The organism is Halocynthiibacter sp. C4, from assembly GCF_028823805.1.
Classification (GTDB): Bacteria; Pseudomonadota; Alphaproteobacteria; order Rhodobacterales; family Rhodobacteraceae; genus Falsihalocynthiibacter; species Falsihalocynthiibacter halioticoli.
The window spans coordinates 936,687-959,793 of the sequence record NZ_JAPEIE010000001.1; the positions used below are offsets into that span (position 1 = coordinate 936,687).

The 23,107-nt window shown below is 55.7% G+C and carries 19 protein-coding genes; 17 read left to right on the forward strand and 2 right to left on the reverse strand.

Annotated elements, in window-relative coordinates:
- Nucleotides 1-2: 2 nt before the first annotated feature.
- The 16 genes from OU789_RS04610 to recN all read left to right on the forward strand — a co-directional run bounded on the left by OU789_RS04610 (nt 3) and on the right by recN (nt 19,560).
- Nucleotides 3-1,493 carry a UDP-N-acetylmuramoyl-L-alanyl-D-glutamate--2,6-diaminopimelate ligase gene (locus tag OU789_RS04610; RefSeq protein ID WP_274653712.1) on the forward strand — a complete coding sequence of 497 codons (1,491 nt, stop codon included), beginning with the start codon at nt 3-5 and terminating at the stop codon, nt 1,491-1,493.
- Nucleotides 1,490-2,917 carry a UDP-N-acetylmuramoyl-tripeptide--D-alanyl-D-alanine ligase gene (locus OU789_RS04615; protein WP_274653714.1) on the forward strand — a complete coding sequence of 476 codons (1,428 nt, stop codon included), beginning with the start codon at nt 1,490-1,492 and terminating at the stop codon, nt 2,915-2,917. Before OU789_RS04610 ends, OU789_RS04615 begins: the two co-directional genes overlap by 4 nt.
- Before the next feature lie 12 nt (nt 2,918-2,929).
- Entirely contained in the window at nt 2,930-4,012 is a 1,083-nt protein-coding gene (gene mraY, locus OU789_RS04620; protein ID WP_274653716.1) for a phospho-N-acetylmuramoyl-pentapeptide-transferase, read from the forward strand.
- A gap of 27 nt (nt 4,013-4,039) precedes the next feature.
- Nucleotides 4,040-5,434 carry a UDP-N-acetylmuramoyl-L-alanine--D-glutamate ligase gene (murD, locus tag OU789_RS04625; RefSeq protein ID WP_274653718.1) on the forward strand — a complete coding sequence of 465 codons (1,395 nt, stop codon included), beginning with the start codon at nt 4,040-4,042 and terminating at the stop codon, nt 5,432-5,434.
- Between the two features lie 128 nt (nt 5,435-5,562).
- The gene (gene ftsW, locus OU789_RS04630; RefSeq protein ID WP_274653720.1) at nt 5,563-6,750 is read left to right on the forward strand and encodes a putative lipid II flippase FtsW; all 1,188 of its coding nucleotides are present in this window, start codon (nt 5,563-5,565) and stop codon (nt 6,748-6,750) included.
- Nucleotides 6,747-7,868 (forward strand): UDP-N-acetylglucosamine--N-acetylmuramyl-(pentapeptide) pyrophosphoryl-undecaprenol N-acetylglucosamine transferase, encoded by a 1,122-nt coding sequence (locus OU789_RS04635; RefSeq protein WP_274653722.1) that lies wholly within the window; start codon nt 6,747-6,749, stop codon nt 7,866-7,868. Before ftsW ends, OU789_RS04635 begins: the two co-directional genes overlap by 4 nt.
- On the forward strand, nt 7,865-9,277 hold the full coding sequence (gene murC, locus OU789_RS04640; RefSeq protein ID WP_274653724.1) for a UDP-N-acetylmuramate--L-alanine ligase: 1,413 nt from the start codon (nt 7,865-7,867) through the stop codon (nt 9,275-9,277). Before OU789_RS04635 ends, murC begins: the two co-directional genes overlap by 4 nt.
- Before the next feature lie 22 nt (nt 9,278-9,299).
- Nucleotides 9,300-9,560: a DUF2484 family protein gene (locus tag OU789_RS04645; RefSeq protein WP_342453570.1), complete on the forward strand. Its 261-nt coding sequence runs from the start codon at nt 9,300-9,302 to the stop codon at nt 9,558-9,560.
- An 89-nt stretch (nt 9,561-9,649) separates the two neighbouring features.
- A complete protein-coding gene (gene murB / locus OU789_RS04650) occupies nt 9,650-10,600 on the forward strand; it encodes a UDP-N-acetylmuramate dehydrogenase (protein ID WP_274653726.1) in 951 nt (316 codons plus the stop codon).
- A 252-nt stretch (nt 10,601-10,852) separates the two neighbouring features.
- Nucleotides 10,853-11,764, forward strand: a complete 912-nt coding sequence (locus OU789_RS04655; protein WP_274653728.1) for a D-alanine--D-alanine ligase — start codon at nt 10,853-10,855, stop codon at nt 11,762-11,764.
- Complete coding sequence (locus tag OU789_RS04660) at nt 11,752-12,702, forward strand: cell division protein FtsQ/DivIB (RefSeq protein WP_274653730.1); 951 nt, start codon at nt 11,752-11,754, stop codon at nt 12,700-12,702. The genes OU789_RS04655 and OU789_RS04660 overlap by 13 nt, the downstream gene beginning before the upstream one ends.
- Entirely contained in the window at nt 12,699-14,033 is a 1,335-nt protein-coding gene (gene ftsA, locus OU789_RS04665) for a cell division protein FtsA (protein ID WP_274653732.1), read from the forward strand. Before OU789_RS04660 ends, ftsA begins: the two co-directional genes overlap by 4 nt.
- A gap of 178 nt (nt 14,034-14,211) precedes the next feature.
- Nucleotides 14,212-15,801: a cell division protein FtsZ gene (gene ftsZ / locus OU789_RS04670; protein WP_274653734.1), complete on the forward strand. Its 1,590-nt coding sequence runs from the start codon at nt 14,212-14,214 to the stop codon at nt 15,799-15,801.
- 210 nt (nt 15,802-16,011) lie between these two features.
- Complete coding sequence (gene lpxC, locus OU789_RS04675; protein ID WP_274653736.1) at nt 16,012-16,932, forward strand: UDP-3-O-acyl-N-acetylglucosamine deacetylase; 921 nt, start codon at nt 16,012-16,014, stop codon at nt 16,930-16,932.
- A gap of 117 nt (nt 16,933-17,049) precedes the next feature.
- On the forward strand, nt 17,050-17,889 hold the full coding sequence (locus tag OU789_RS04680; protein WP_263953599.1) for an outer membrane protein assembly factor BamD: 840 nt from the start codon (nt 17,050-17,052) through the stop codon (nt 17,887-17,889).
- An 18-nt stretch (nt 17,890-17,907) separates the two neighbouring features.
- The gene (recN, locus tag OU789_RS04685) at nt 17,908-19,560 is read left to right on the forward strand and encodes a DNA repair protein RecN (protein WP_274653738.1); all 1,653 of its coding nucleotides are present in this window, start codon (nt 17,908-17,910) and stop codon (nt 19,558-19,560) included.
- 60 nt (nt 19,561-19,620) lie between these two features.
- On the opposite strand, the gene OU789_RS04690 is transcribed toward recN, so the two are convergent.
- Complete coding sequence (locus tag OU789_RS04690) at nt 19,621-20,997, reverse strand: FAD-binding oxidoreductase (protein WP_274653740.1); 1,377 nt, start codon at nt 20,995-20,997, stop codon at nt 19,621-19,623.
- 98 nt (nt 20,998-21,095) lie between these two features.
- On the opposite strand from OU789_RS04690, the gene OU789_RS04695 reads away from it, so the two are divergent.
- On the forward strand, nt 21,096-22,757 hold the full coding sequence (locus OU789_RS04695) for a chloride channel protein (RefSeq protein ID WP_274654518.1): 1,662 nt from the start codon (nt 21,096-21,098) through the stop codon (nt 22,755-22,757).
- 5 nt (nt 22,758-22,762) lie between these two features.
- Here OU789_RS04695 and OU789_RS16965 read toward each other — a convergent pair whose 3' ends face one another.
- A complete protein-coding gene (locus tag OU789_RS16965) occupies nt 22,763-23,101 on the reverse strand; it encodes a DUF427 domain-containing protein (protein WP_446719164.1) in 339 nt (112 codons plus the stop codon).
- Nucleotides 23,102-23,107 lie beyond the last annotated feature (6 nt).

Genomic DNA, 23,107 nt, shown 5'->3' on the forward strand with positions numbered 1-23,107 from the left:
AAATGGCAGAAACACAGAAACCAAGGCGCCTTGCCGATTTGGGATTAACCGCACGTGGCGGTGCAGATGCGCGAATTACCGGCATCACAGTAGATAGCCGCGAGGTCGAAAAAGGGTATCTATTTGCGGCACTTCCGGGTGTGACGGTTCATGGTGCGGAGTTCATCCAATACGCTCTGCGCATGGAAGCGAGCGCGATCCTTACCGATGCCGAAGGGGCCGAGATCGCGGCCGAGTACCTAAAAGAATCAGATGTCGCTGTTGTGATCGCCGAAGACGCTCGAATGGCGCTGGCCTATGCTGCTGCGCTGTTCTATGCGGGACAACCCGCGCATATGGTCGCTGTTACGGGTACCAACGGCAAAACGTCCGTTGCGAACTTTACGCGCCAGATTTGGGCCGCGCTTGGTTTTAGTGCAGCGAACCTTGGCACGACCGGCGTTGAGGGCGCGTATCAGGCGCCGCTGTCGCATACTACGCCCGAGCCGATCACGCTTCACAAGCTGCTTTCGGATATGGCGCGTGCTGGTATCACACATGCTGCGATGGAGGCCTCAAGCCACGGTTTGGCACAATGTCGGCTTGATGGTGTGCATCTTATGGCTGCGGGATTTACCAATTTCACACAGGATCACCTCGATTATCACAAGGACTTCGAGGATTACTTCAACGCCAAAGCAGGGTTGTTTGCCCGCGTGCTTCAACCCGATGGCGCGGCTGTAATCAACACCGATGATCCGCGCGGGAAAGACATGGCGAAGATCGCAGAAGATCGCGGCCAAAAGCTACTGACAGTCGGAAGATCAGAAGATGCAAGCTTGCGTTTGATGGCGCAACGCTATGAAGCCGCGGGTCAGGAACTGCTGTTCTCCTACGAAGGCGCCAGCCGTAGCATAAGCCTGCCGCTCATCGGCGGGTTTCAAGCGGAAAATGTGCTGCTCGCTTCTGGCCTCGCGATTGCATGTGGCGCAGAGGCGCAGGCCGTGTTTGACACGCTGCACGAGCTGCAAACCGTTCCGGGCCGGATGCAGCTTGCCGCCACGCGTGAAAATGGCGCGACTGTATTCGTTGATTATGCCCACACGCCAGATGCCGTCGCCACCGCACTCAAGGCACTGCGCCCGCATGTTTTGGGGCGCATTGTTATCGTGCTTGGCGCGGGTGGAGATCGCGATACTGGCAAGCGCAAACTCATGGGCGAAGCCGCTGCACGTTATGCAGATGTGGTGTTTGTTACCGATGATAATCCCCGCAACGAAGAGCCCGCTGTGATCCGCAGTATGGTTATGGAGGGATGCCCAGAGGCCCATAATATAGGTGATCGTGCCGAAGCGATCTTGCGCGGCGTTGATGCGCTTGGGCCAGGAGATGCTCTGTTGATAGCAGGGAAAGGTCACGAGAAGGGCCAGACAATCGGCGACGTGGTTCTGCCCTTTGATGATGTTGAACAGGCCAGCGTTGCAGTGGCCGCACTTGAGGGACGGCTGGCATGACCACGCTTTGGACACAAGAAGAAGCCGTGGGCGCGACTGGCGGTGAAGCGCGGGGCGATTGGGCTGTTACCGGCGTTTCTATTGATACGCGCACCATCGCAGAAGGTGATTTGTTTGTGGCGCTTAAAGCAGCGCGCGACGGCCATGATTTCGTAGCGCAGGCGCTAGCGGCAGGCGCCGGTGCGGCGCTTGTTTCGCGTGTTCCAGATGGCATTTCGGCAGGCGCGCCCTTACTGATCGTGCCTGATGTTCTGACTGCGCTTGAAGATTTGGGGCGTGCGGCTCGTGCGCGAACCAAGGGTAAAGTCATCGCGGTGACTGGTTCTGTAGGTAAGACTTCGACCAAGGAAATGCTGCGCACGGTTTTGGCGCGACAAGGCAAGACCCACGCTGCCGAAGCCAGCTATAACAACCATTGGGGGGTGCCGCTGACACTGGCGCGAATGCATGCGGGCACAGATTTCGCTGTAATCGAGATCGGCATGAACCACCCCGGCGAAATCGCACCACTAACCGACATGGCACGCCCGCATGTGGCAATGGTCACAACAGTTGCTGCTGCTCATCTTGAAGCGTTCGAGAATATTCAAGGCATCGCGCGGGAAAAAGCAGCGATATTTGGCGGGCTTGTAGATGATGGAACTTCCGTCGTGAACGCTGATCTCGAGACTACGGATATCTTGCTAGAGGCCGCACGCGGCGAGATTGTACTTTTCGGTGCCTCCGAAAAGGCCAACTATCGTCTTTTGGACGTGCAGCTCGCCAATGACACGACGATCGTTTCTGCTGAGCTTGAGGGACAACCATGTTTGTTCAAGCTCTCCACAGCGGGGCGGCATTTTGCAACAAATGCCGTTGGTGTGCTGGCCTGTGTCGCCGCAGCTGGCGGCGATTTGGCGCTTGCGTCTGCTGATCTTGCCCATTGGGTGCCACCGTCGGGTCGTGGAACCCGAGAGACTGTGTTTCTAGACAGGGTAGAGCGGCAAATGACGCTCGAAATGATTGATGACGCCTTTAACGCCAACCCGACCTCGATGGAGGCCGCGCTCGAAGTGCTTGCTGCGTCAACACCACAAGAAAATATCGGCCAAAACCGCAAAGGTCGCCGCGTTGCATTTCTTGGCGACATGCTTGAGCTGGGAGAGAACGCAGCAGAGCAACACGCCGACTTGGCAAATCTTCCGATGATCGCAGAGGTCACAACCGTCCACTGCATTGGGCCGCTTATGCGTGGGCTTTATGATGCGCTCCCGTTGGAAATTCGTGGGAAATGGGCAGAAACCGCAGCGGAAATCGCGGCTGAAGCTCACGAATTGATCGACGCGGGGGATGTAGTGCTGGTAAAGGGATCAAAAGGCAGCAAAACCGCGCTTATCGTGGATGCCATCAGAAAACTGGGCCAAACGGCCCCAACACAAGAATAAGGGACACACCCGATGCTATTCTGGCTAACCGAACTCTCTGACGGCGGGGATGTGTTCAACCTCTTTCGCTATATTACCTTCCGTGCAGGCGGCGCGTTTTTCACCGCACTGATCTTTGGGTTTATCTTTGGACGACCGCTCATAAACCTGCTGCGCATAAAGCAAGGGCGTGGCCAGCCAATCCGCGACGACGGCCCCGAAGGCCATCTCGCCAAGGCCGGAACGCCAACAATGGGCGGGCTTCTGATCCTGTCAGCTCTGGTGGTTGCGACGCTGCTTTGGGCGCGGCTGGATAATCCCTATGTGATTATGGTGTTGTTTGTGACGCTCGGTTTCGGCGCGATTGGGTTTGCTGACGATTATGCAAAGGTTAGTAAACACAATACAGACGGCGTGTCGGGCAAAATCCGTTTCGGGCTTGGGCTTATCATTGCCGCGATCGCTGGCGTTTGGGCCGCGTGGTATCATCCTGATGCCCTAAGCAACCAACTCGCGATGCCGTTCTTCAAGAATACGTTGCTGAACCTCGGTATTTTCTTTGTCCCCTTCACTATGATTGTGATCGTCGGGTCGGCCAATGCGGTAAACCTGACAGATGGCCTTGACGGTCTGGCGATTATGCCTGTCATGATTGCCGCTGGTGCACTTGGTGTGATCGCTTATGCCGTTGGTCGCGTCGACTTTACTGAGTACCTCGATGTGCATTATGTGCCAGGCACGGGTGAAATATTCGTGTTTACCTCGGCGCTCATCGGTGGGGGGCTTGGGTTCCTCTGGTACAACGCACCGCCTGCGGCGGTCTTCATGGGCGATACGGGTTCGCTCGCGCTGGGCGGCGCCTTGGGTGCGATTGCGGTGGCGACAAAGCACGAGATCGTTCTTGCGATTGTCGGTGGCCTATTCGTTGTTGAAGCGCTCTCTGTGATTATTCAGGTGCTTTATTTCAAGCGCACAGGAAAGCGCGTGTTCCTGATGGCGCCAATCCACCACCATTATGAAAAGAAGGGCTGGGCGGAACCTCAGATCGTGATCCGCTTCTGGATTATTTCGCTGGTGTTGGCGCTGATCGGTTTGGCGACGCTGAAGGTTCGCTAAGACTGCGTCCAGATTTCGGAGACAGAAATGATTGATGTCAAAGGATATGAAGGCCAGCGCGTCGCGGTTCTTGGGCTTGGGCGGTCTGGGATGGCGACTGCGCACGCGCTGAGGGCAGGCGAGGCCGAGCCTTTGGTTTGGGATGACAGCGCAGAGGCTCGTGACAAAGCAGAGGCAGAAGGCTTTACACTTCATGACCTTGGCAAGCAGGGCGCATTTGACGATGTCGCCGCGCTTATCCTTTCGCCCGGTATCCCGCATCTATATCCTGAACCGAACAAATACGTGGCCCTTGCATGGCAGGCGGGCGTTCCGGTTGATAACGACATCAGCCTGTTTTTCCGAAGCTTTGCCGCGCAGGATTGGGATAATTTTGATACGATACCTCGTGTTGTCACCGTAACGGGGAGTAACGGAAAATCCACCACCAGCGCGCTTATTTACCACGTGTTGCAACATGTGAACCGCCCCACGCAGCTTGCCGGAAACATCGGCGTTGGCGTGCTTGATATTGACCCTGCGATTGACGGCGAGGTCGTGGTTCTTGAACTGTCGTCTTATCAGACAGACCTTGCGCGAAACCTTACGCCCGACATTGCGGTGCTGACCAATATGTCGCCCGATCATCTTGATCGCCACGGTGGATTTGGCGGCTATTTCGCAGCAAAACGTCGGTTGTTCGCCGAGGGCGGACCCGATCGCGCGATAGTCGGCATTGATGAGCCAGAGGGCGCATATCTGGCAAACCAATTGGCCACCTCCGCAACCGATGACCGCGTGATCCGCATTTCGACCAAGCAGAAGTTGGCGGGGAAAGGCTGGAACGTATTTGTCCGCAAAGGTTTCTTGTCGGAGTACCGAAAAGGGCGTCAGGCGGGCTCTATTGACCTGCGCGAAATCGAAGGGCTCCCCGGCGTTCACAACCATCAGAATGCCTGTGCCGCCTATGCCGTGTGCCGGTCGCTTGGATTGGCGCCGCGTGTCATCGAAGAGGCATTCAAAAGTTTTGCAGGCCTTCCACATCGAAGCCAAACCATAGCGAATATTAATGGCGTGCGCTTTGTAAACGATAGCAAAGCAACCAATGTCGAGAGCGCAGCCTGTGCGCTTGAGGCGTTCAAGAACATCCGTTGGATTTGTGGCGGTCTTGAGAAAGAAGGCGGGCTTGCGGGACTTGCGCCACATTTTGACAACGTCAAGAAAGCTTATGTGATCGGGCGCGACGCGCGCAAGTTCGCGCTTGGCTTAGAGGGTGTTGATCTTGAGATTTGCGAAACCATGGAAGCTGCCGTTTCCCAAGCCGCACGCGATGCAGAGAAGGGGGATACCGTTTTGCTTGCCCCTGCGGCCGCGAGTTTCGATCAATACGACAGCTTTGAAAAACGCGGTGAGGATTTCATTGCGCAAGTAAAAGCGCTGTAGGCCGCCGCCGCGCCGCACATCTTCGGCCTGTCTCTCGCGTTTTAAAGCTGGATTAAATTCGCTGTCCGCGTTAGGATTCCGCACAGACCCGGCAAACGGGCGTTTTGAGGCAGTAATAGGCGGTATCCATGACCGAGATGGTGTATGGCACACTCCCCCGACAGGGCGGAGAGCCGGTGCTCCCACGTTGGTGGCGCACGATTGATAAACTCACGTTGATTTTTATTCTCGTATTGTTCGGGATCGGGCTTCTGCTTGGCTTTGCTGCGTCGCCACCGCTCGCCGAGAAGAACGGGTTTGAGCCGTTTCACTACGTATTCCGCCAAGGTTTCTTTGGCTCGATCGCCCTTATCGTGATGGTGTCTGTTTCTGTAATGTCGCCTCTGATGGTGCGGCGGCTAGGCGTTCTGGGGTTTGTCGCGGCGTTCATTGCGCTGGCATTGTTGCCGGTTCTGGGAACCGATTTCGGCAAGGGCGCAACACGGTGGTACTCCCTCGGGTTTGCCTCGGTGCAGCCAAGCGAGTTCCTCAAGCCCGGCTTTGTGATTGTGACGGCTTGGCTTATGGCCGCCAGTCAGGAGATCAACGGACCACCAGGCAAGATCATGTCATTCGGCTTGGTTTTGACGATTGTACTTTTCCTCGCGATGCAGCCCGATTTCGGTCAGGCCGCGCTGATCCTCTTTGGATGGGGTGTGATGTATTTCGTGGCTGGGGCTCCGATTTTCTTGCTGATTGGTATTGCGGTTCTTGTCGTGCTCGGTGGGATGTTTGCCTATAATAACTCCGAACACTTCGCGCGCCGTATTGATGGCTTCTTGAACCCTGATATCGATCCCACAACCCAGATGGGATATGCCACAAACGCCATCCGCGAAGGGGGCTATTTCGGGGTTGGTGTTGGTGAAGGGCAGGTCAAATGGTCGCTTCCTGATGCGCATACCGATTTTATTATCGCCGTTGCCGCAGAGGAATACGGTTTGGTGCTTGTGCTCGCCATTATATTCCTGTTTCTCGTCATCACGGTGCGTTCGCTGTATCGTTTGATGCGGGAGCGCGATCCTTTTGCGCGGATAGCCGGAACGGGGCTGGCTTGTATGTTTGGCATTCAAGCTTTCATCAACATGGGTGTGGCTGTGCGTTTGCTGCCAGCTAAGGGGATGACACTTCCGTTTGTAAGCTATGGTGGCTCGTCGCTGGTTGCTGGTGGTATCGCTGTTGGGATGCTGCTCGCGCTGACACGAACACGTCCGCAAGGGGTCATCGGGGATCACTTTATTGGCCGTGGACGCGGCACACTAGGACAGAATAAATGACGCAGACACTCGTAATCGCAGCAGGCGGAACCGGCGGGCATATGTTCCCCGCACAGGCTCTTGCCGAGGCGATGCTGGCCAAAGGATGGGCCGTTAAGCTCTCAACTGATGCGCGCGGCGCGCGATATACTGGCGGCTTCCCGCCCGAGGTTGAGATCGAAGTGCTTTCAAGCGCCACCTTTGCGCGCGGTGGCTTGCTGGCAAAGCTTGCAGTGCCATTTCGCATAGTCGGCGGTATCATTTCTGCGGTCTGGAAGATGCAACGCACTAAGCCAAGTGTAGTCGTTGGTTTCGGTGGCTATCCGTCAATTCCCGCTGTTGCGGCAGCTTGGATTTTGCGCCGCCCGCGCGCGCTTCACGAGCAGAACGGTGTCTTGGGGCGCGTGAACCAGGTCTTTGCCAAGCGCGTAAACGCGGTGGCTTGCGGAACTTGGCCGACAGAGCTTCCAAAGGAAGTCGAAGGTATTGATACCGGGAACCCCGTGCGCAGCGCTGTCTTGGATCGCGCCGGTGCCGGATATATCGAGCCAGGGGATTACCCGATGTCGCTTTTGGTCATGGGCGGAAGCCAAGGCGCGCGCATTTTGTCCGATGTTGTACCGCCAGCGATCGCTGCGTTGCCGATGGAATTGCGCCGCAATATCCGCGTTGACCAGCAAGCACGCGAAGAAGATATTGAGCGTGTAACTGATTACTATGAATCCGAAGCGATAAAAGCTGACATCAAACCGTTTTTCAAAGATGTTCCCCGCCGTATGAGCGAATGCCAGCTTGTAATCGCCCGCAGTGGCGCAAGCACGGTTGCCGACATCAGCGTGATTGGGCGACCAGCGATTTTTGTGCCGCTCGCCGCCGCGATCCGCGACGAGCAAACTGCAAACGCCCGCTCTTTGGCCGAAGCCGGAGCCGCCGAGATCATGCAGGAATCCGAATTCACGCCGGAGAGCCTTTGCGCGAAAATCACCGAGATTCTGACAGACCCTGATCGCGCGAACAAAATGGCAAGTGCTGCGCTATCTTGTAGCAAGCCAGATGCAACAGAGCGGCTCGTCGATCTCGTTGAAACACTAAGCCAGACACCGACCCAAAACCACCGCCAGACAGAGGCCCTTACATGAACGCAAAAGCCACGAAACTTCCCAATGAAATGGGGCCAATCCACTTTGTCGGCATTGGCGGCATCGGGATGTCTGGCATTGCAGAAGTGCTTCTCAACCACGGTTATACCGTTCAAGGCAGTGACCTGAAGACAAGCAAGATCACTGACCGACTCGCTGAACTAGGCGCGACAATCTTTATCGGGCAAAAGCCCGAGAACCTTGAGAATGCCGAAGTTGTGGTGATTTCAAGCGCGATCAAACCGGGGAACCCAGAGCTCGACTCTGCGCGGCTTCGTGGCCTTCCCGTGGTGCGCCGTGCGGAGATGTTGGCCGAATTGATGCGCCTCAAGAGTAACATCGCGGTCGCAGGTACCCACGGCAAAACGACGACAACAACTATGGTGGCCACGCTTCTGGATGCGGGTGGGATCGACCCAACGGTTATCAACGGCGGGATCATCCACGCCTATGGTTCGAATGCCCGCATGGGGCAGGGCGAGTGGATGGTTGTTGAAGCTGACGAGAGCGACGGCACCTTTAACCGCCTTCCTGCGACGATCGCGATTGTGACCAATATAGACCCAGAGCATATGGAGCATTGGGGCGATTTCGACACTCTGCGCCAAGGGTTCCTCGAATTTGTAAGTAACATACCATTTTATGGCCTTGCGGTGTGCTGCACGGATCACCATGAAGTTCAATCGCTTGTGGGTAAGATCTCGGATCGGCGCGTTGTGACCTTTGGGTTTAACGCCCAAGCTGACGTACGGGCGGTGAACCTGACGTATAAGGCGGGCGTTGCTCATTTTGATATTGCCCTGCAGGCCGAAGGGATAGTGATTGAAGATTGTTCGCTGCCGATGCCTGGCGATCATAACGTGAGCAATGCGCTCGCTGCGGTCGCTGTGGCGCGGCACCTTGGTATGAAAACCGAAGAGATCCGTGATGCGTTGCGGAATTTCGGTGGCGTGAACCGTCGTTTCACCAAGGTCGGCGAAGTTGATGGCGTCACGATCATTGATGACTACGGCCACCACCCAGTTGAAATCGCCGCTGTTCTAAAGGCAGCGCGCCAAGCCACGAGCCACACCGAGGGCGCGCGCGTGATTGCTGTTCACCAGCCGCACCGCTACAGCCGCCTGCACTCACTGTTTGACGATTTCTGTGCGTGTTTCAATGATGCGGATGTTGTCGGGATTTCCGAAGTCTTTTCGGCAGGTGAGGATGTCATCGAGGGCGCAACGCGGGACGATCTCGTTGCTGGCCTCATTCGCCATGGCCACCGTCATGCGCGCGCCGTAACCAGCGAGGATGATCTTGTTCGTTTGGTTCGAGAACAGGCGCGTTCGGGCGATATCGTTGTGTGCCTCGGCGCAGGTACGATCTCGGCATGGGCCAACAACCTGCCGGAACTGCTAACTGAATAACGACGAGCGAGGCACGCTTGCAATGACGGAAATGCCTTTATCCCTTGTATTTGCCTTTCTATGGCTCGTGCTTGCCAATGTCATCGCGATGTTTCCAAGTAAGCACCATCACTGGCCCGCTGCCTATGCCCTGTTGGCGGTTGGGCTGCCACTGTTGGTATGGGTTTACATGGAGAACGGCCTGTTAATCGGCGCTATTATCACCGTTGCGGGGGCATCTATTTTGCGCTGGCCGGTGTATTACCTGCTGCGTTGGCTCAAAATAATGCGGCCAAAATCGTAACCGGTGCGCTTTGCCGTTTTGACCTGTGCCGATGTGGCTTATAGAGTGCCCCAAATCTCACTCACGCTTTAACAAAGGGCGCTTTAAACGTGTCAAACCCTGCCAGCATAATTTCACCTGAAACGCTCCCAAAACCCCGCGGAACGCTGACGTTTGACCGTTCTTTGGCAGAGTTGACGTGGCTGCGGGTCGGTGGTCCAGCAGATGTATTGTTCCAACCTCAGGACGTTGAGGACCTACAGGATTTTCTTCGCGATCTTCCGCCACAGATCGAAGTTTTCCCGATGGGTGTGGGGAGCAATCTGATTGTGCGCGATGGTGGCATACGTGCCGTGGTGATTAGGCTTGGGCGTGGTTTCAACGGGATCGAGATTGATGGCGATACTGTTACAGCTGGCGCGGCAGCATTAGACGCGCATGTGGCGCGGCGTGCGGCGGCGGCGGGCGTTGATCTGACCTTCCTGCGTACGATCCCGGGCGCGATTGGCGGGGCCGTCGCAATGAATGCGGGATGCTATGGCCGATATATGGCTGATGTCTTCCAGTCCGCGCGTTTCGTTACGCGAGAGGGAGCGTTGATAACACTTTCCTCAGAAGACTTGGCTTTTGAGTATCGCAATTCGGCCATGCCAGAAGGCGGTGTGTTGGTTGACGCCGTTCTGAAGGGACCAATGGGCGAGCCAGCAGAGCTTGAAGCGCGCATGGATGAACAACTCAAAAAGCGCGACGAAACCCAACCCACCAAGGATCGAACAGCCGGAAGCACCTTCCGAAACCCCGCCGGATTTAGCTCCACGGGGAAAGCTGATGATGTGCATGACCTCAAGGCGTGGAAGGTTATTGATGATGCCGGTATGCGCGGCGCGCGGCTTGGTGGAGCTGTGATGAACGAGATGCACAGCAACTTCTTGACCAACGCCGGAGGCGCAACTGCGGCCGATCTTGAGGGATTAGGTGAAGAAGTGCGAAAAAAGGTTTTCAAAAACAGTTCAATAGAGCTAGTATGGGAAATCAAACGCATCGGCGAACCTGCTTCCTGATTTGCCCGCATTAATTGCGGGAGCTAGGTAGCAATAATAAGCGCCTAGAGTGCGGATAAAATAGAACGTAGCAGAGTATTCAAAGACCCGAACAGGCAAAATAACGGTTTTTGGTGTTACATTTAAAATCAAAGGGTTAAGCGGCTTTGCGCCGCTTTGAGCGGCCCGATAATTGCGCAAAACGCGCGGTAAATGTGCCCGAATTTCGGGTGAACAAGAGCCCATAAACGGGCCAAAACAAAAGAGGCGGCGATGTCGAGCAGGGCATCCCAAAAAGTGGCAGTGTTGATGGGTGGCCCCTCCGCAGAGCGGGAAGTGTCGCTCTCCTCAGGGCGTGAATGCGCGGCTGCCCTTCGGGACGAAGGTTTTAACGTGGTTGAGGTGGATGCAGGTCCGGACCTCGCTACACGCTTGTCCGAAATCTCACCTGATGTTGTGTTCAACGCGTTGCATGGCCGTTGGGGCGAGGATGGGTGTGTTCAAGGGATGCTTGAATGGCTTCGTATCCCATATACACATTCCGGAGTTTTGGCCTCTGCGCTCGCGATGGACAAAGAGCGCAGCAAGGAAGCCTACCGCGCGGCTGGTCTTCCGGTATGCGAGAGCGGCTTGTTTACCAAAGCTGACGTTATGGCGGGCCATGTGATGCCTGTTCCCTATGTCGTGAAGCCGAACAACGAAGGATCCTCTGTTGGCGTATATCTTGTCGAAGAGGGTGCCGCGCCACCGGTCCTTTCTGACGATATGCCAGAGGTCGTGATGGTCGAAACATTTGCGCCGGGCCGCGAGCTTACGACAACGGTTGTGGGCGACAAGGCGCTTGGTGTGACCGATATCATCACTGACGGATGGTATGACTATGATGCCAAATATGTTCCTGGCGGCTCACGCCACGAGGTTCCGGCGAATATCCCGCAAGACATCACAGACGCCTGTTTCGATTACGCGTTGCGCGCGCACGAGGCATTGGGATGTCGCGGAATATCACGCACGGATTTCCGTTGGGACGAGAGCCGCGGCATTGACGGGTTGATCCTGCTTGAAACCAACACTCAGCCGGGAATGACGCCAACGTCGCTCACGCCAGAGCAGGCGCAAGTTTCGGGCATGGGATTTGGCAAGCTTTGTGCTTGGCTTGTGGAGGATGCGTCATGGCAGAGATAAGCTTCGGCAGCGATACATCTCCCCGCTTTCAAGTTGCGCCACTGGCGCCGCCGCGCAAGAACGGCCGCAAGGGAAAGCGAAAATATCGTCGTGACCCTGCGCCCAGTCGCATTGCCTACCGCATCCAACGCCTGTGGCTAACGCCGTTCGTACGGAAATTCGTAGCCCTTGGTGTTCCGGTGATTGTCGCTGGGCTTGCTGCTGGCTGGTTCCTAAGTTCTGCGGACAGACGCGAGGCAACCCTTCAGTGGATCACCGATGTGCGCGGCGATTTCGAGCAGCACCCGATGTTCATGGTTCACATGATGGCAATTGACGGTGTTTCAGAAGAATTGGCCGCCAAAATTCGAGAAACTGCCTCTGTAGATTTTCCGCAAAGCTCTTTTGATCTTGATCTGAATGCCATGCACCAGCGGATTGCCGAGATGGATGCTGTCAAAGATGTGACGATCCAAGTGCGCAAGGGCGGCGTTCTGCATGTTGGCGTGACAGAGCGCGTTCCCGCGATTGTGTGGCGCGGGCGAGGTGAGGTGACGCTGCTTGATGCTTCGGGTGTTCGAGTTAGCAAAGTTCCGGCGCGCGCTTCGCGGCCTGATCTGCCTCTCGTAGTCGGCGTTGGCGCAGATAAGGCAATCCCAGAAGCCGTTGAAATTTTCCAAGCCGCAGGACCGATCCTTGATCGCATGCGTGGGTTGGTGCGTATGGGCGAGCGCCGTTGGGATATCGTACTTGATCGCGATCAACGCATTCTGCTTCCAGAAAGTGATCCGATTGCGGCGCTTAATCGCGTCATCGCGCTTGATGGCCTTCAGGACATGCTCGAGCGCGACATTACGACTGTGGATATGAGACTGAGCCAGCGTCCGACGCTGAGAATGGCCCCGAAAGCGGGTCTGGTAACAGATGTAAAACTTGAAGATGGGGATGGCGGATCATGACGGATCTTTATCAAAGCCAGCGGGCAATGCGGAATATGCGTCAAGCGGCGATGCAGCGTGGCGTTGTGGCAATTCTGGATGTGGGGACATCAAAGATTGCCTGTCTTATCCTTCGATTTGATGGCCCCGAGAACTTCGGGAGCAACGATGGCGTTGGCTCGATGGCAGGGCAGAGCAGTTTCCGTGTCATTGGCGCGGCGACTACGCGGTCGCGCGGTGTACGCTTTGGCGAGATTGAAGCCATGCAGGAGACAGAGAGCGCCATTCGCACGGCTGTTCAATGTGCGCAAAAGATGGCCAAGACGCGCGTTGATCACGTTATTGTGTGTTTCTCTGGCGCGCGCCCTCGGTCTTATGGGCTTGATGGGCAGGTCGAGATTCAGGATCGGGTGACAACAGAACATGATGTTGCGCGCGTTTTAGCAGCGTGTGAGGTTCCGGATATCGGTACTGGTCGCGAAGTTCTCCATGCACAGCCGGTGAATTTCGCGCTGGATCATCGGTCTGGTCTTGCTGATCCGCGCGGGCAAATCGGCTCTGTTCTGACTGCAGATATGCACCTCCTGACGGTGGATGCGAGTGTGGTTCAAAACTTGATCTATTGCGTAAAGCGGTGTGATCTGGAGTTGGCTGGCCTTGCCTCTTCGGCTTATGTTTCCGGAATCTCGGCGATGGTTGAGGACGAGCAAGAACTCGGAGCGGCCTGTATTGATATGGGCGGCGGTTCCACCGGCATTTCGATCTTTATGAAGAAACACATGATCTATGCCGATACCGTTCGGATCGGTGGCGATCACATCACAAGCGACATTTCCAAAGGCTTTCAAATTCCAGAGGCCACGGCAGAACGCATCAAAACTCTGAACGGCGGCGTCGTCGCGACAGGCATGGATGACCGCGAACAGATCGACATTGGATGTGATAGTGGGGATTGGGAAAAGGATCGCCGTACGGTAAGCCGTGCGGAACTGATCGGGATTATGCGTCCGCGTGTTGAGGAAATTCTTGAGGAAACCCGCGCGTGCCTTGAGGCGGCGGGTTTTGAACACCTCCCAAGTCAACAGATTGTACTGACCGGTGGAGGAAGCCAGATTCCAGGGCTTGATGGCCTTGCGGCGCGTATCCTCGGACAGCGTGTTCGGATCGGTCGCCCGCTACGCGTTCAGGGTTTGCCACAGTCAGCAACCGGGGCTCCTTTTGCTTCGGCGGTCGGGCTTTGTTTGTTCGCTGCACACCCGCAGGATGAGTGGTGGGATTTCGATATTCCTGCTGAGCGATATCCCGTGCGGTCTGTTCGGCGCGCAGTGAAATGGTTTAAAGATAATTGGTAAACGCAAAATATAGGGGTTTCGGCAAGATACCGCCAAACTTTCCCTCCTGATGGGCCATATTTTGTGTCTTTGTGGCGTTTTTTTCGTGACGTTTTGTGAATGTCAGGCTAAAATCGCTTTTAATCAGGTATAATTTCCGCTCCGGGACGAGCGGCTAGGCATTACAGGCGGACCAGTCATGACATTAAATCTTAGCATGCACGAACAAAACGATCTGAAGCCACGCATTACCGTGTTTGGGGTAGGCGGAGCAGGCGGCAACGCGGTTAACAACATGATCGAAAAGGCGCTGGACGGCGTTGAATTCGTCGTTGCGAACACCGACGCACAGGCACTTCAGCAGAGCCGTGCGAACGACCGCATTCAGATGGGTGTTAAGGTTACCGAAGGTCTTGGCGCTGGTGCGCGTCCTTCGGTTGGCTCCGCAGCCGCCGAAGAAAGCATTGAGCAAATCGTAGATCACCTCGCCGGCGCGCACATGTGTTTCATCACCGCTGGTATGGGAGGCGGCACCGGAACCGGCGCGGCGCCAATCATTGCACAAGCCGCACGCGAGCTTGGTGTTCTGACGGTTGGCGTTGTGACGAAGCCGTTCCAGTTTGAAGGTGCCAAGCGCATGCGTCAGGCGGAAGAGGGCGTTGAAGCGCTCCAGAAGGTTGTTGATACGCTTATCATCATCCCGAACCAGAACCTGTTCCGCATGGCCACCGAGAAAACAACATTTACAGAGGCCTTTAGCCTCGCAGATGATGTTTTGTATCAAGGTGTTAAAGGCGTAACCGATCTGATGGTTCGTCCGGGCATCATCAACCTCGACTTTGCCGATGTGCGCTCCGTGATGGACGAAATGGGCAAGGCGATGATGGGTACCGGCGAGGCAACCGGCGAAGACCGCGCTGTTCAAGCCGCAGAAAAAGCAATTGCCAACCCGCTCCTCGACGAGATCAGTCTTCGTGGCGCACGTGGTGTTCTTATCAACATCACAGGCGGTTACGACCTTACATTGTTCGAATTGGACGAAGCGGCTAACCGCATCCGCGAAGAAGTGGATCAGGAAGCAAATATCATCGTTGGTTCCACGCTCGACACCGAAATGGAAGGCACAATGCGCGTTTCTGTTGTTGCAACAGGTATCGACACTGTTGAAGGCGAAGCTCAGAAGCCAGCGCCACGCCGTGGCCTCGCAAAGCCGCTTGAGCCAGGTGAAGCGCTACAGCAAGACGCTGATCAAGGTGGCGAAGAAGAGCCGAACCTGTTCAACAGCCCAGCAGAAGAAGCAGAGCCGGCGCCAGCCCCTAGTTTCTTTACACCACAAGAAGAAGTTGCTCAGGCACCAGAAACTGACGAACTACCGGCACCAGCTTACCAGCCGGAAGTTGCTCAACCTGCAGCTCCAGTAGAAGCCGAGCGTGAGACAGCAGAGTTTGTAGCGCCAAAGCCGCTTCCTGCTGGAACACCTTCACCAGAAGCAGTTGCCCGCCTACAAGCAGCGGTCGCCAAAGCGCCGTCCAGCGGCCTTGCCCGCCCCGCCGCTCAAGCGCCACAGCAGCCAGCTCAGGAGCAGGAAAAAGCACCGCGTTTCGGTATCAACTCGCTGATCAATCGCATGACTGGCCACTCACACGAAGAGGCCCCGCGAGCCGCAACTCCGGTACGTCAACAACCGCCAGTTCAGTCCCAAGAGGCTGCACCGGATTACGAATCCGAGGTTGATCCGGAGCAGGAACGCATCGACATTCCAGCGTTTCTACGCCGTCAGGCGAATTAATTTCGCACACAGATTATTTAGGAAGGCCGGGCAAACGCTCGGCCTTTTTCTTTTGTTAACAAATGGTTAAAATCTCAAAGGCGGTATTTCGCTTATGAGAAAACCCGATGTTTCAAACCGTTACAAAGATTGAATTGTCTATTCGGAGGGCAGGCAATACCTGTACTGTGCCGAAGCGGGACTGGCATCGGTGCAATTCTGGGGTAATACGTGCAGCGCACTTTGAAATCAGACATCGTCTTTGACGGCATCGGCCTTCACACGGGCAAACCTGTTCGTATGGTTGTTCGTCCGGCGCCTGCCAATGCTGGAATCACGTTTCGCCGCGTGGACCTAGAAGGCGATAATCGTATCCCTGCAAAGTTTGACGCAACAGTCAAAGCCACCCTCTGTACACGTATCGAAAACTCTGAAGGTGCTAGCGTTTCAACGATTGAGCATATCATGGCCGCTCTTGCGGGCTGTGGCGTTCACAACGCTCTGGTTGATATCGATGGCCCTGAAGTACCAGTTTTGGACGGCAGCTCTGCGCAGTTTGTTGCCGAGATACTGGATGCTGGATTCGCACGGCAGGATGCCCCTATCCGAGCGATTAAACTCCTGAAGCCTGTCGAAGTTCGTGAGGGCGCGGCAATTGCCCGCCTTGAGCCAGCGGAAACGCTCTTCATTGATTTTCATATCACCTTCGCTGACGAGGCGATTGGCCAACAAGACAAAACGCTGTCTATGGCCAATGGTTCATTCGTTCGTGAGCTTTGTGATAGCCGGACTTTCTGTCGTCAGGCGGATGTGGATTCGATGCGCGCAAACGGTCTTGCCCTTGGCGGCACAGTAGAAAACGCAGTTGTGATCGACGGAGATACTGTTCTTACGCCCGGTGGTCTGCGTCATACCGATGAAGCCGTACGTCACAAAATGCTTGATGCGCTTGGCGATCTTGCGCTTGCCGGTGCTCCGGTATTGGGGCGTTACACAGGTGTTCGGGCGGGTCACGCGCTGACAAACAAGCTGCTGCGCGCCGTTTTTGCGGATCCTTCCGCGTGGACCGAAGTTGAATGTGACACGCTGACAGCGGCGCGTTTGCCGGGAGCTGGGGTCGCTGCAACAGATGTTCCGGCAACAATCCAGTAAATATCACTTCCCTGTTTTTCCTTCGTTAAGGCGTTTTGCCTTGCAAAATTCTATGCTAGGAAAGCCGAGCAGCACTCGTATTTGTGGTGCGGAATCAACGGTTGAAGGTGGCGCTTAATGGCACGCGCAAGAGTTTGGTCAAAGCAATTTGCGTTGTTCGCGGGTTTGACGGTGCTTGTCGCATGCGCAGACAAGGGAACCGAAAACGTTAACCTTGAAGCGTATTCCGCTCAGGACATCTACAAACGTGCAGAATATGATCTTGCCCAAGGTGATGTTGCAGACGCCGCACGCCTGTTTGGCGAAGTTGAGCGCTTGTATCCTTATTCTGACTGGGCACGCCGCAGCTTGATTATGCAGGCGTTCTCCTACCATCAGGATCAGGACTACGAAAACAGCCGCATCGCCGCGCAACGATATATCGATTTCTATCCTGCCGAAGAAGATGCCGCTTATGCACAGTATCTTTTGGCGCTTTCCTACTACGATCAGATTGACGAAGTGGGCCGCGATCAAGGCCTTACCTTTCAGGCGCTACAAGCGCTTCGTGTTGTGATCGAGCGTTATCCAGATAGCGAATACGCACGGTCCGCAATTCTTCACTTCGACTTGGCGTTTGACCATTTGGCCGCCAAAGAAATGGAAATTGGCCGCTATTATCTCAAGCGCAAGCACTATGCGGCTGCGATTGCACGCTTCCGTGTTGTGGTTGAAGACTTCCAGACAACGAGCCACACGCCAGAAGCGTTGCACCGTCTGGTCGAATCCTATCTCTCTCTTGGCTTCCCGCGTCAGGCCCAGACGGCCGCCGCGATTCTCGGCCACAACTTCCGCTCTTCAAGTTGGTACGCAGACAGCTATGCCTTGCTGCGTGGTCAAGGGCTTGAGCCTGGTCTGTTCAAAGACAACTGGATGGGCGATTTCTATCGTCAGACAGTCAAAGGCGAATGGCTATAGGACCGGAAGGCGCAATCCATGCTGCGTAGTCTCGAGATCCGCGACATGCTTATCATTGATCACCTGAGCCTTGAGTTTCAGGCTGGTTTGAATGTTCTTACGGGCGAGACCGGCGCGGGGAAATCCATTCTGCTCGATTCTCTGGGGTTCGTGTTGGGGTGGCGCGGGCGCGCAGAGCTTGTACGTAGCGGAGCAAAGCAGGGTGAAGTTACGGCATGCTTTGAAATCCCATCTGGCCACAACGCTCAAAAGGTTCTTGATGAGGCCGGTATACCCTATTCTGACGAGGAGCTTATTTTGCGGCGGGTGAATTCCGCCGACGGACGAAAAACGGCGTGGATAAACGATCGCCGCGCCTCCGGGGAGGTGCTTCGCGCGCTTTCAGAAACGCTTGTTGAACTGCACGGGCAGCATGATGACCGCGGACTTCTAAATCCGCGCGGACATAGAAAAATGCTCGATGCATATGGTGGGCTTGAAAGCAGGGTCGCAAAAACTTCTGAAGCATGGAGAGCCCTCTCGGCGGCGCAAAAAACGCTTTTGGCCGAGGAAGCCCATCTTGCCGATCTGCGCGAGGAAGAGGATTTCCTGCGGCATTCAGTTGAGGAGCTTGATGCTCTTAGTCCTGTTGCTGGTGAAGAAGCGGAGCTAGACACACGCCGTCGCCAGCTTCAGGCCGCGACGCGCGTTGCCGATGACGTTACCAAAGCACGCGATGCGATTGGCGGGCAGGGCGCCGAGGCGTTGATCGTCAATGCGCTGCGCTGGTTAGAGGACTCCGCGACACAGCTTGATGGTACTTTTGATCGTGGGATTGAGGCGCTGACCCGTGCACTGAATGAATTGAGTGAGGGGCAATCCGAAATCGAGAGTGCGCTGGACGGATTGCGATTTAACCCAGGTGAACTTGAAGACTGCGAAGAGCGTTTGTTTGCGATCCGCGCTCTTGCGCGCAAGCATGGCGTATTGGCTGATGATCTTGCTGCCCACGCGGATGAACTACGCAAGCGTCTTGTGGCACTGGACCAAGGCGCAGGAAACATCGGCGCATTGAAGCGCGCGCTTGAAGAGGCACAGGCAGCCTATGAGGATGCCGCAAACGCCCTGAGCGCGGCGCGAAAAGCCGCAGCGAAAAAGCTTGATACGGCCATGGCCAAAGAGCTAGCTCCGCTCAAAATGGAGCGCGCCGTTTTTGAGACCCAGTTCAACGAAATCGACGGTGGTCCAGAGGGCTCTGATGATGTTGTGTTCACTGTTGCAACCAATCCTGGCGCCCCGTCTGGCGCTCTGAACAAGATTGCGTCTGGAGGCGAACTTTCGCGGTTTTTGTTGGCATTGAAGGTTTGCCTTACCTCGGGAACCAAAGGCATCACGATGATCTTTGACGAGATTGACCGTGGTGTCGGTGGGGCGACTGCTGATGCGGTTGGCCGCAGGTTGGCGGCCTTGGCCGCGGAGGGACAAGTACTCGTCGTAACCCATTCTCCTCAAGTTGCGGCGCTCGGCGGGCATCATTGGCGGGTCGAGAAGCGGATACAAGACGGCTCAACGCTATCGACAGTTGTGCCGCTCGCCGCGGAGGATCGTGTGGACGAGGTTGCGCGAATGCTCTCTGGGGATCGTATCACAAACGAAGCGCGAGCCGCTGCAAAAACGCTTCTTGCGGGCTAAGATCGATTTCGACGGCTATCTTTCATTCTGGTTGTATTTTGGGCTGGTATGGGAATGTCGTTAATTTTGACGCGTAAGCTTCCCTGGATTCATGATATTTGTGGGATCGAGTACCTTTTTGATGTCTCCCATAACATTCCACCCATCCGTGCCGTGTTCTAGTTCCATTAGGCCGAGTTTGCCCATCCCGACACCATGTTCCCCCGTGATCGTACCGCCAACCTCAACCGAGCGGCGAGACATTTCAGTGGCAAGGCGCTTTGCCTCGGCAACTTCGTTCGGGTCGTTCTTGTCGCAAAGCAGGATTGCGTGAAAGTTGCCGTCGCCAACATGCCCGAGGATTGGGCCAGTCAAGAAAGACGCCGCGATGTCTGCCTGTGCCGCTTTGATTGCATCAGCCAGCTTGGAGATCGGAACACAAACATCAGTTACGATCGCCGAAGCTCCTGGACGTAGGGCGAGGCTGGCGTAATAGGCGCTGTGGCGTATTTTCCAAAGCTCGGCGCGCTCTTCTGGTCGATTGCTCCACCGGAATGCCAGCGCGTTATTATCCCGCGCGATCTCTCCAAAGCTCTCTGCTTGTTCCGCAACGCCGCTCTCTGAGCCGTGGAACTCAATGAGCAGGTGTGGCTTTTCGGGGATGTCGGCCTTCGCGTAGATATTGAACCCGCGTGCCGTATCAGCATCTACGAGTTCAATCCGTGCCATGGGGATACCAGACTGCATGGTTTCGATGACCGTCGCAACGGCATCATCAACCGTTTCAAAGACGCACGCGGCCGCAGAAATCGCCTCTGGCTGCCCATGAAGGCGCAGGGTGAGTGACGTGATAATGCCGAGGGTCCCTTCGCTGCCAAGAAAGAGCGAGGTGAGGTCATAGCCTGCCGCGGACTTTCGAGCGAGGCCACCAGTTTTGATAATGCGGCCATCCGCCAGCACCACGGTAAGCCCCAGAACGTTATCACGCATGGAGCCATAACGAACCGTGGTTGTACCGCTTGCGCGTGTTGCCGCCATGCCGCCGATTGATGCATTTGCTCCGGGGTCTACCGGAAAGAATAGTCCTGTTGCGCGCAACTCCGTATTTAGCTCTTCTCTGGTAATCCCTGGTTCAACCGTTACCGCGAAGTCCTCTGGAGCCACCTCGACCACGCGGTTCATTTTCGTCATGTCCAAACAGATGCCGCCTTGTACCGCGAGGGCATGAGCCTCAAGAGAGGTTCCTGTACCCCACGCAACAACGGGGCATTCATGGGCATGGCAGATGCGCAGAATTGCTGACACGTCTTCGGTGCTTAGCGGATAGGCCACGGCATCTGGTGGCGTAAGTGGAAAATATGTCTCGCTTTTTCCGTGTGTTTCCAGATCAGACTTGGAACGCGACAAACGATCGCCTAACAAGGAGGAGAGTTCGGTCAATGCGGTTTCGATGGTCATATTGCCTCTGCCTTCATTCGGTCCGAGTGAAACCCTAGGTGAACCAATCCGCTTGGGAAAGTCCAAAGGCATTGACCCGCAATGAACAGCTGTTGCCAATGAAAGCCCAGATCAAAGACGGTTACCAGCGCGCCAATCTGGCGGTGAAGGACGCATTGCGCATCATTCGGCAAGAAGGGCCGAACGAGCTGCAGTTCTGGTTTATTGCGCTTCTGATCGGGATTGGAGCCGGATTTACAGCGCTGTATTTTCGCAAAGCCATCTTGGCGCTTCAGGGCTTTTTATATGATGCGGAGACGCGCACAGATATGCTTTCTGTTGCGGATCGGCTTCCGTGGTACTGGATCTTGCTCGTACCGATTGTGGGCGGGCTAATCGTTGGAATCTTGCTGAACAAATATACGCCCGACGGACGCGTTCGCTCTGTCGCCGATGTCATCGAGGGCGCAGCTCTGCATCATGGACGCGTGGAGCGCCGCGAGGGCTTGGCCAGCGGACTTGCATCATTGATTACGCTTTCGTCGGGCGGCTCAACTGGGCGTGAAGGCCCGGTCGTGCACCTGGCGGCGGTAATTTCGACATGGGTAAGCAATCGCATTCATGCCAGCGGCATTGATGCGCGGGATCTACTTGGGTGCGCCGTTGCAGCGGCTGTTTCGGCGAGTTTTAACGCACCAATTGCAGGAGCGTTGTTCGCGCTTGAGGTTATCCTTCGCCACTTTGCGGTGCACGCATTTGCGCCCATTGTTATTGCGTCGGTTGCGGGTACTGTCATCAGCCGCCTCGAATTCGGCAATGTGACCGAGTTTCAGCTCATGCGCGTTGGTGAATTGGCGTTCTACGTAGAGCTTCCCGCCTTTCTCCTACTTGGGATTATTTCGGGGCTTGTCGCGGTTGTCTTGATGAAGTCGATATTTTGGGCCGATAATTTCGGCAACGTCCTGCAAAAAACACTGCGAATCCCTGCAATTTTGCGCCCAGCCATAGCGGGCGGTTTGCTGGGCGGAATCGCCATTTTCTTCCCGCATATTATCGGTGTTGGCTACGGAACAACTTCGGCGGCTTTGTCAGGTGATTTGTTGTTCCGCGAGGCCGTTGTTTTTGCCGTTTTGAAGGCCATTGCCGTCGCGATCACGATGGCGGGGCGCATGGGGGGCGGGGTTTTTTCCCCCGCGATGATGCTAGGTGCTCTGACTGGGCTGGCGTTCGGCCTAATCGCGACACAGGCTTTTCCCAATGTCAGTGGCTCGCACACGATCTATGCGCTCGCAGGAATGGGGGCCGTGGCCGCAGCGGTATTGGGCGCGCCGATTTCAACAACGCTTATTGTGTTTGAATTGACGGGAGACTGGCAAACTGGGCTTGCCGTTATGGCGGCGGTGTCTGTTTCGACCGCAATTTCTTCGCGCATGGTCGACAAGAGTTTCTTCCTGACGCAGCTCGAACGCCGCGATGTTCATTTGGCGGCAGGGCCACAAGGGTATTTGCTGTCCACAATACGCGTTAAGACGGTCATGCGCCCCCTCGGAGAACAACGCTGCGCCGATGAGGCTGACTGCGATGCTCTCGTCAAAGAAGGGCGTCTGGTTGGGCCCGAAGCAACTCTGGAAGAGATCATGCCAGAGTTTGAAGCGCATGATCTGGATTTCATTCCGGTTGTCGCCGAGAGCGGCGCGCTATTGGGGGCAATCTATCATGTGGACGCGTTGCTAACCTTTAACCGCGCCCTATCAGAAACCGCCGCAGAAGAGCACTCGTAAGCCGATCAAAGCCCCTCAACGGCAACGTTCTCTCCTGCGAAGGCGAGGTAACCAGCGATTTCTTCGACGCTTTCCAATGGCTCTTCATAAGACCACACCGCGTTCTTGATAACGGTACTTTTGGTGTGGATTGAGAAGTAGGAGGCGTTGCCTTTCCATGGGCAGTGAGTGGTGTGATCGCTCGGTTCAAGCATCGCCATTGCCACGTCTTCGCGCGGGAAATAGGCCACAGGGGCGAGCGAACCTTCTTTGAGGATAAGTGCGTTTTGACTTTCCCCAATAACGGCGCCACCGGCGCGTACCACATAGGTTGTATCTGCTTTTGTGATCGTAATTTCCGGCACAGGTGC

Coding starts and splice junctions, on each gene's coding strand:
- OU789_RS04610 (WP_274653712.1), top strand. CDS start 3: ATGGCAGAAACACAGAAACCAAGGCGCCTTGCCGATTTGGGATTAACC.
- OU789_RS04615 (WP_274653714.1), top strand. CDS start 1,490: ATGACCACGCTTTGGACACAAGAAGAAGCCGTGGGCGCGACTGGCGGT.
- mraY (WP_274653716.1), top strand. CDS start 2,930: ATGCTATTCTGGCTAACCGAACTCTCTGACGGCGGGGATGTGTTCAAC.
- murD (WP_274653718.1), top strand. CDS start 4,040: ATGATTGATGTCAAAGGATATGAAGGCCAGCGCGTCGCGGTTCTTGGG.
- ftsW (WP_274653720.1), top strand. CDS start 5,563: ATGACCGAGATGGTGTATGGCACACTCCCCCGACAGGGCGGAGAGCCG.
- OU789_RS04635 (WP_274653722.1), top strand. CDS start 6,747: ATGACGCAGACACTCGTAATCGCAGCAGGCGGAACCGGCGGGCATATG.
- murC (WP_274653724.1), top strand. CDS start 7,865: ATGAACGCAAAAGCCACGAAACTTCCCAATGAAATGGGGCCAATCCAC.
- OU789_RS04645 (WP_342453570.1), top strand. CDS start 9,300: ATGACGGAAATGCCTTTATCCCTTGTATTTGCCTTTCTATGGCTCGTG.
- OU789_RS04655 (WP_274653728.1), top strand. CDS start 10,853: ATGTCGAGCAGGGCATCCCAAAAAGTGGCAGTGTTGATGGGTGGCCCC.
- OU789_RS04660 (WP_274653730.1), top strand. CDS start 11,752: ATGGCAGAGATAAGCTTCGGCAGCGATACATCTCCCCGCTTTCAAGTT.
- ftsA (WP_274653732.1), top strand. CDS start 12,699: ATGACGGATCTTTATCAAAGCCAGCGGGCAATGCGGAATATGCGTCAA.
- ftsZ (WP_274653734.1), top strand. CDS start 14,212: ATGACATTAAATCTTAGCATGCACGAACAAAACGATCTGAAGCCACGC.
- OU789_RS04680 (WP_263953599.1), top strand. CDS start 17,050: ATGGCACGCGCAAGAGTTTGGTCAAAGCAATTTGCGTTGTTCGCGGGT.
- recN (WP_274653738.1), top strand. CDS start 17,908: ATGCTGCGTAGTCTCGAGATCCGCGACATGCTTATCATTGATCACCTG.
- OU789_RS04690 (WP_274653740.1), bottom strand. CDS start 20,997: ATGACCATCGAAACCGCATTGACCGAACTCTCCTCCTTGTTAGGCGAT.
- OU789_RS04695 (WP_274654518.1), top strand. CDS start 21,096: ATGAAAGCCCAGATCAAAGACGGTTACCAGCGCGCCAATCTGGCGGTG.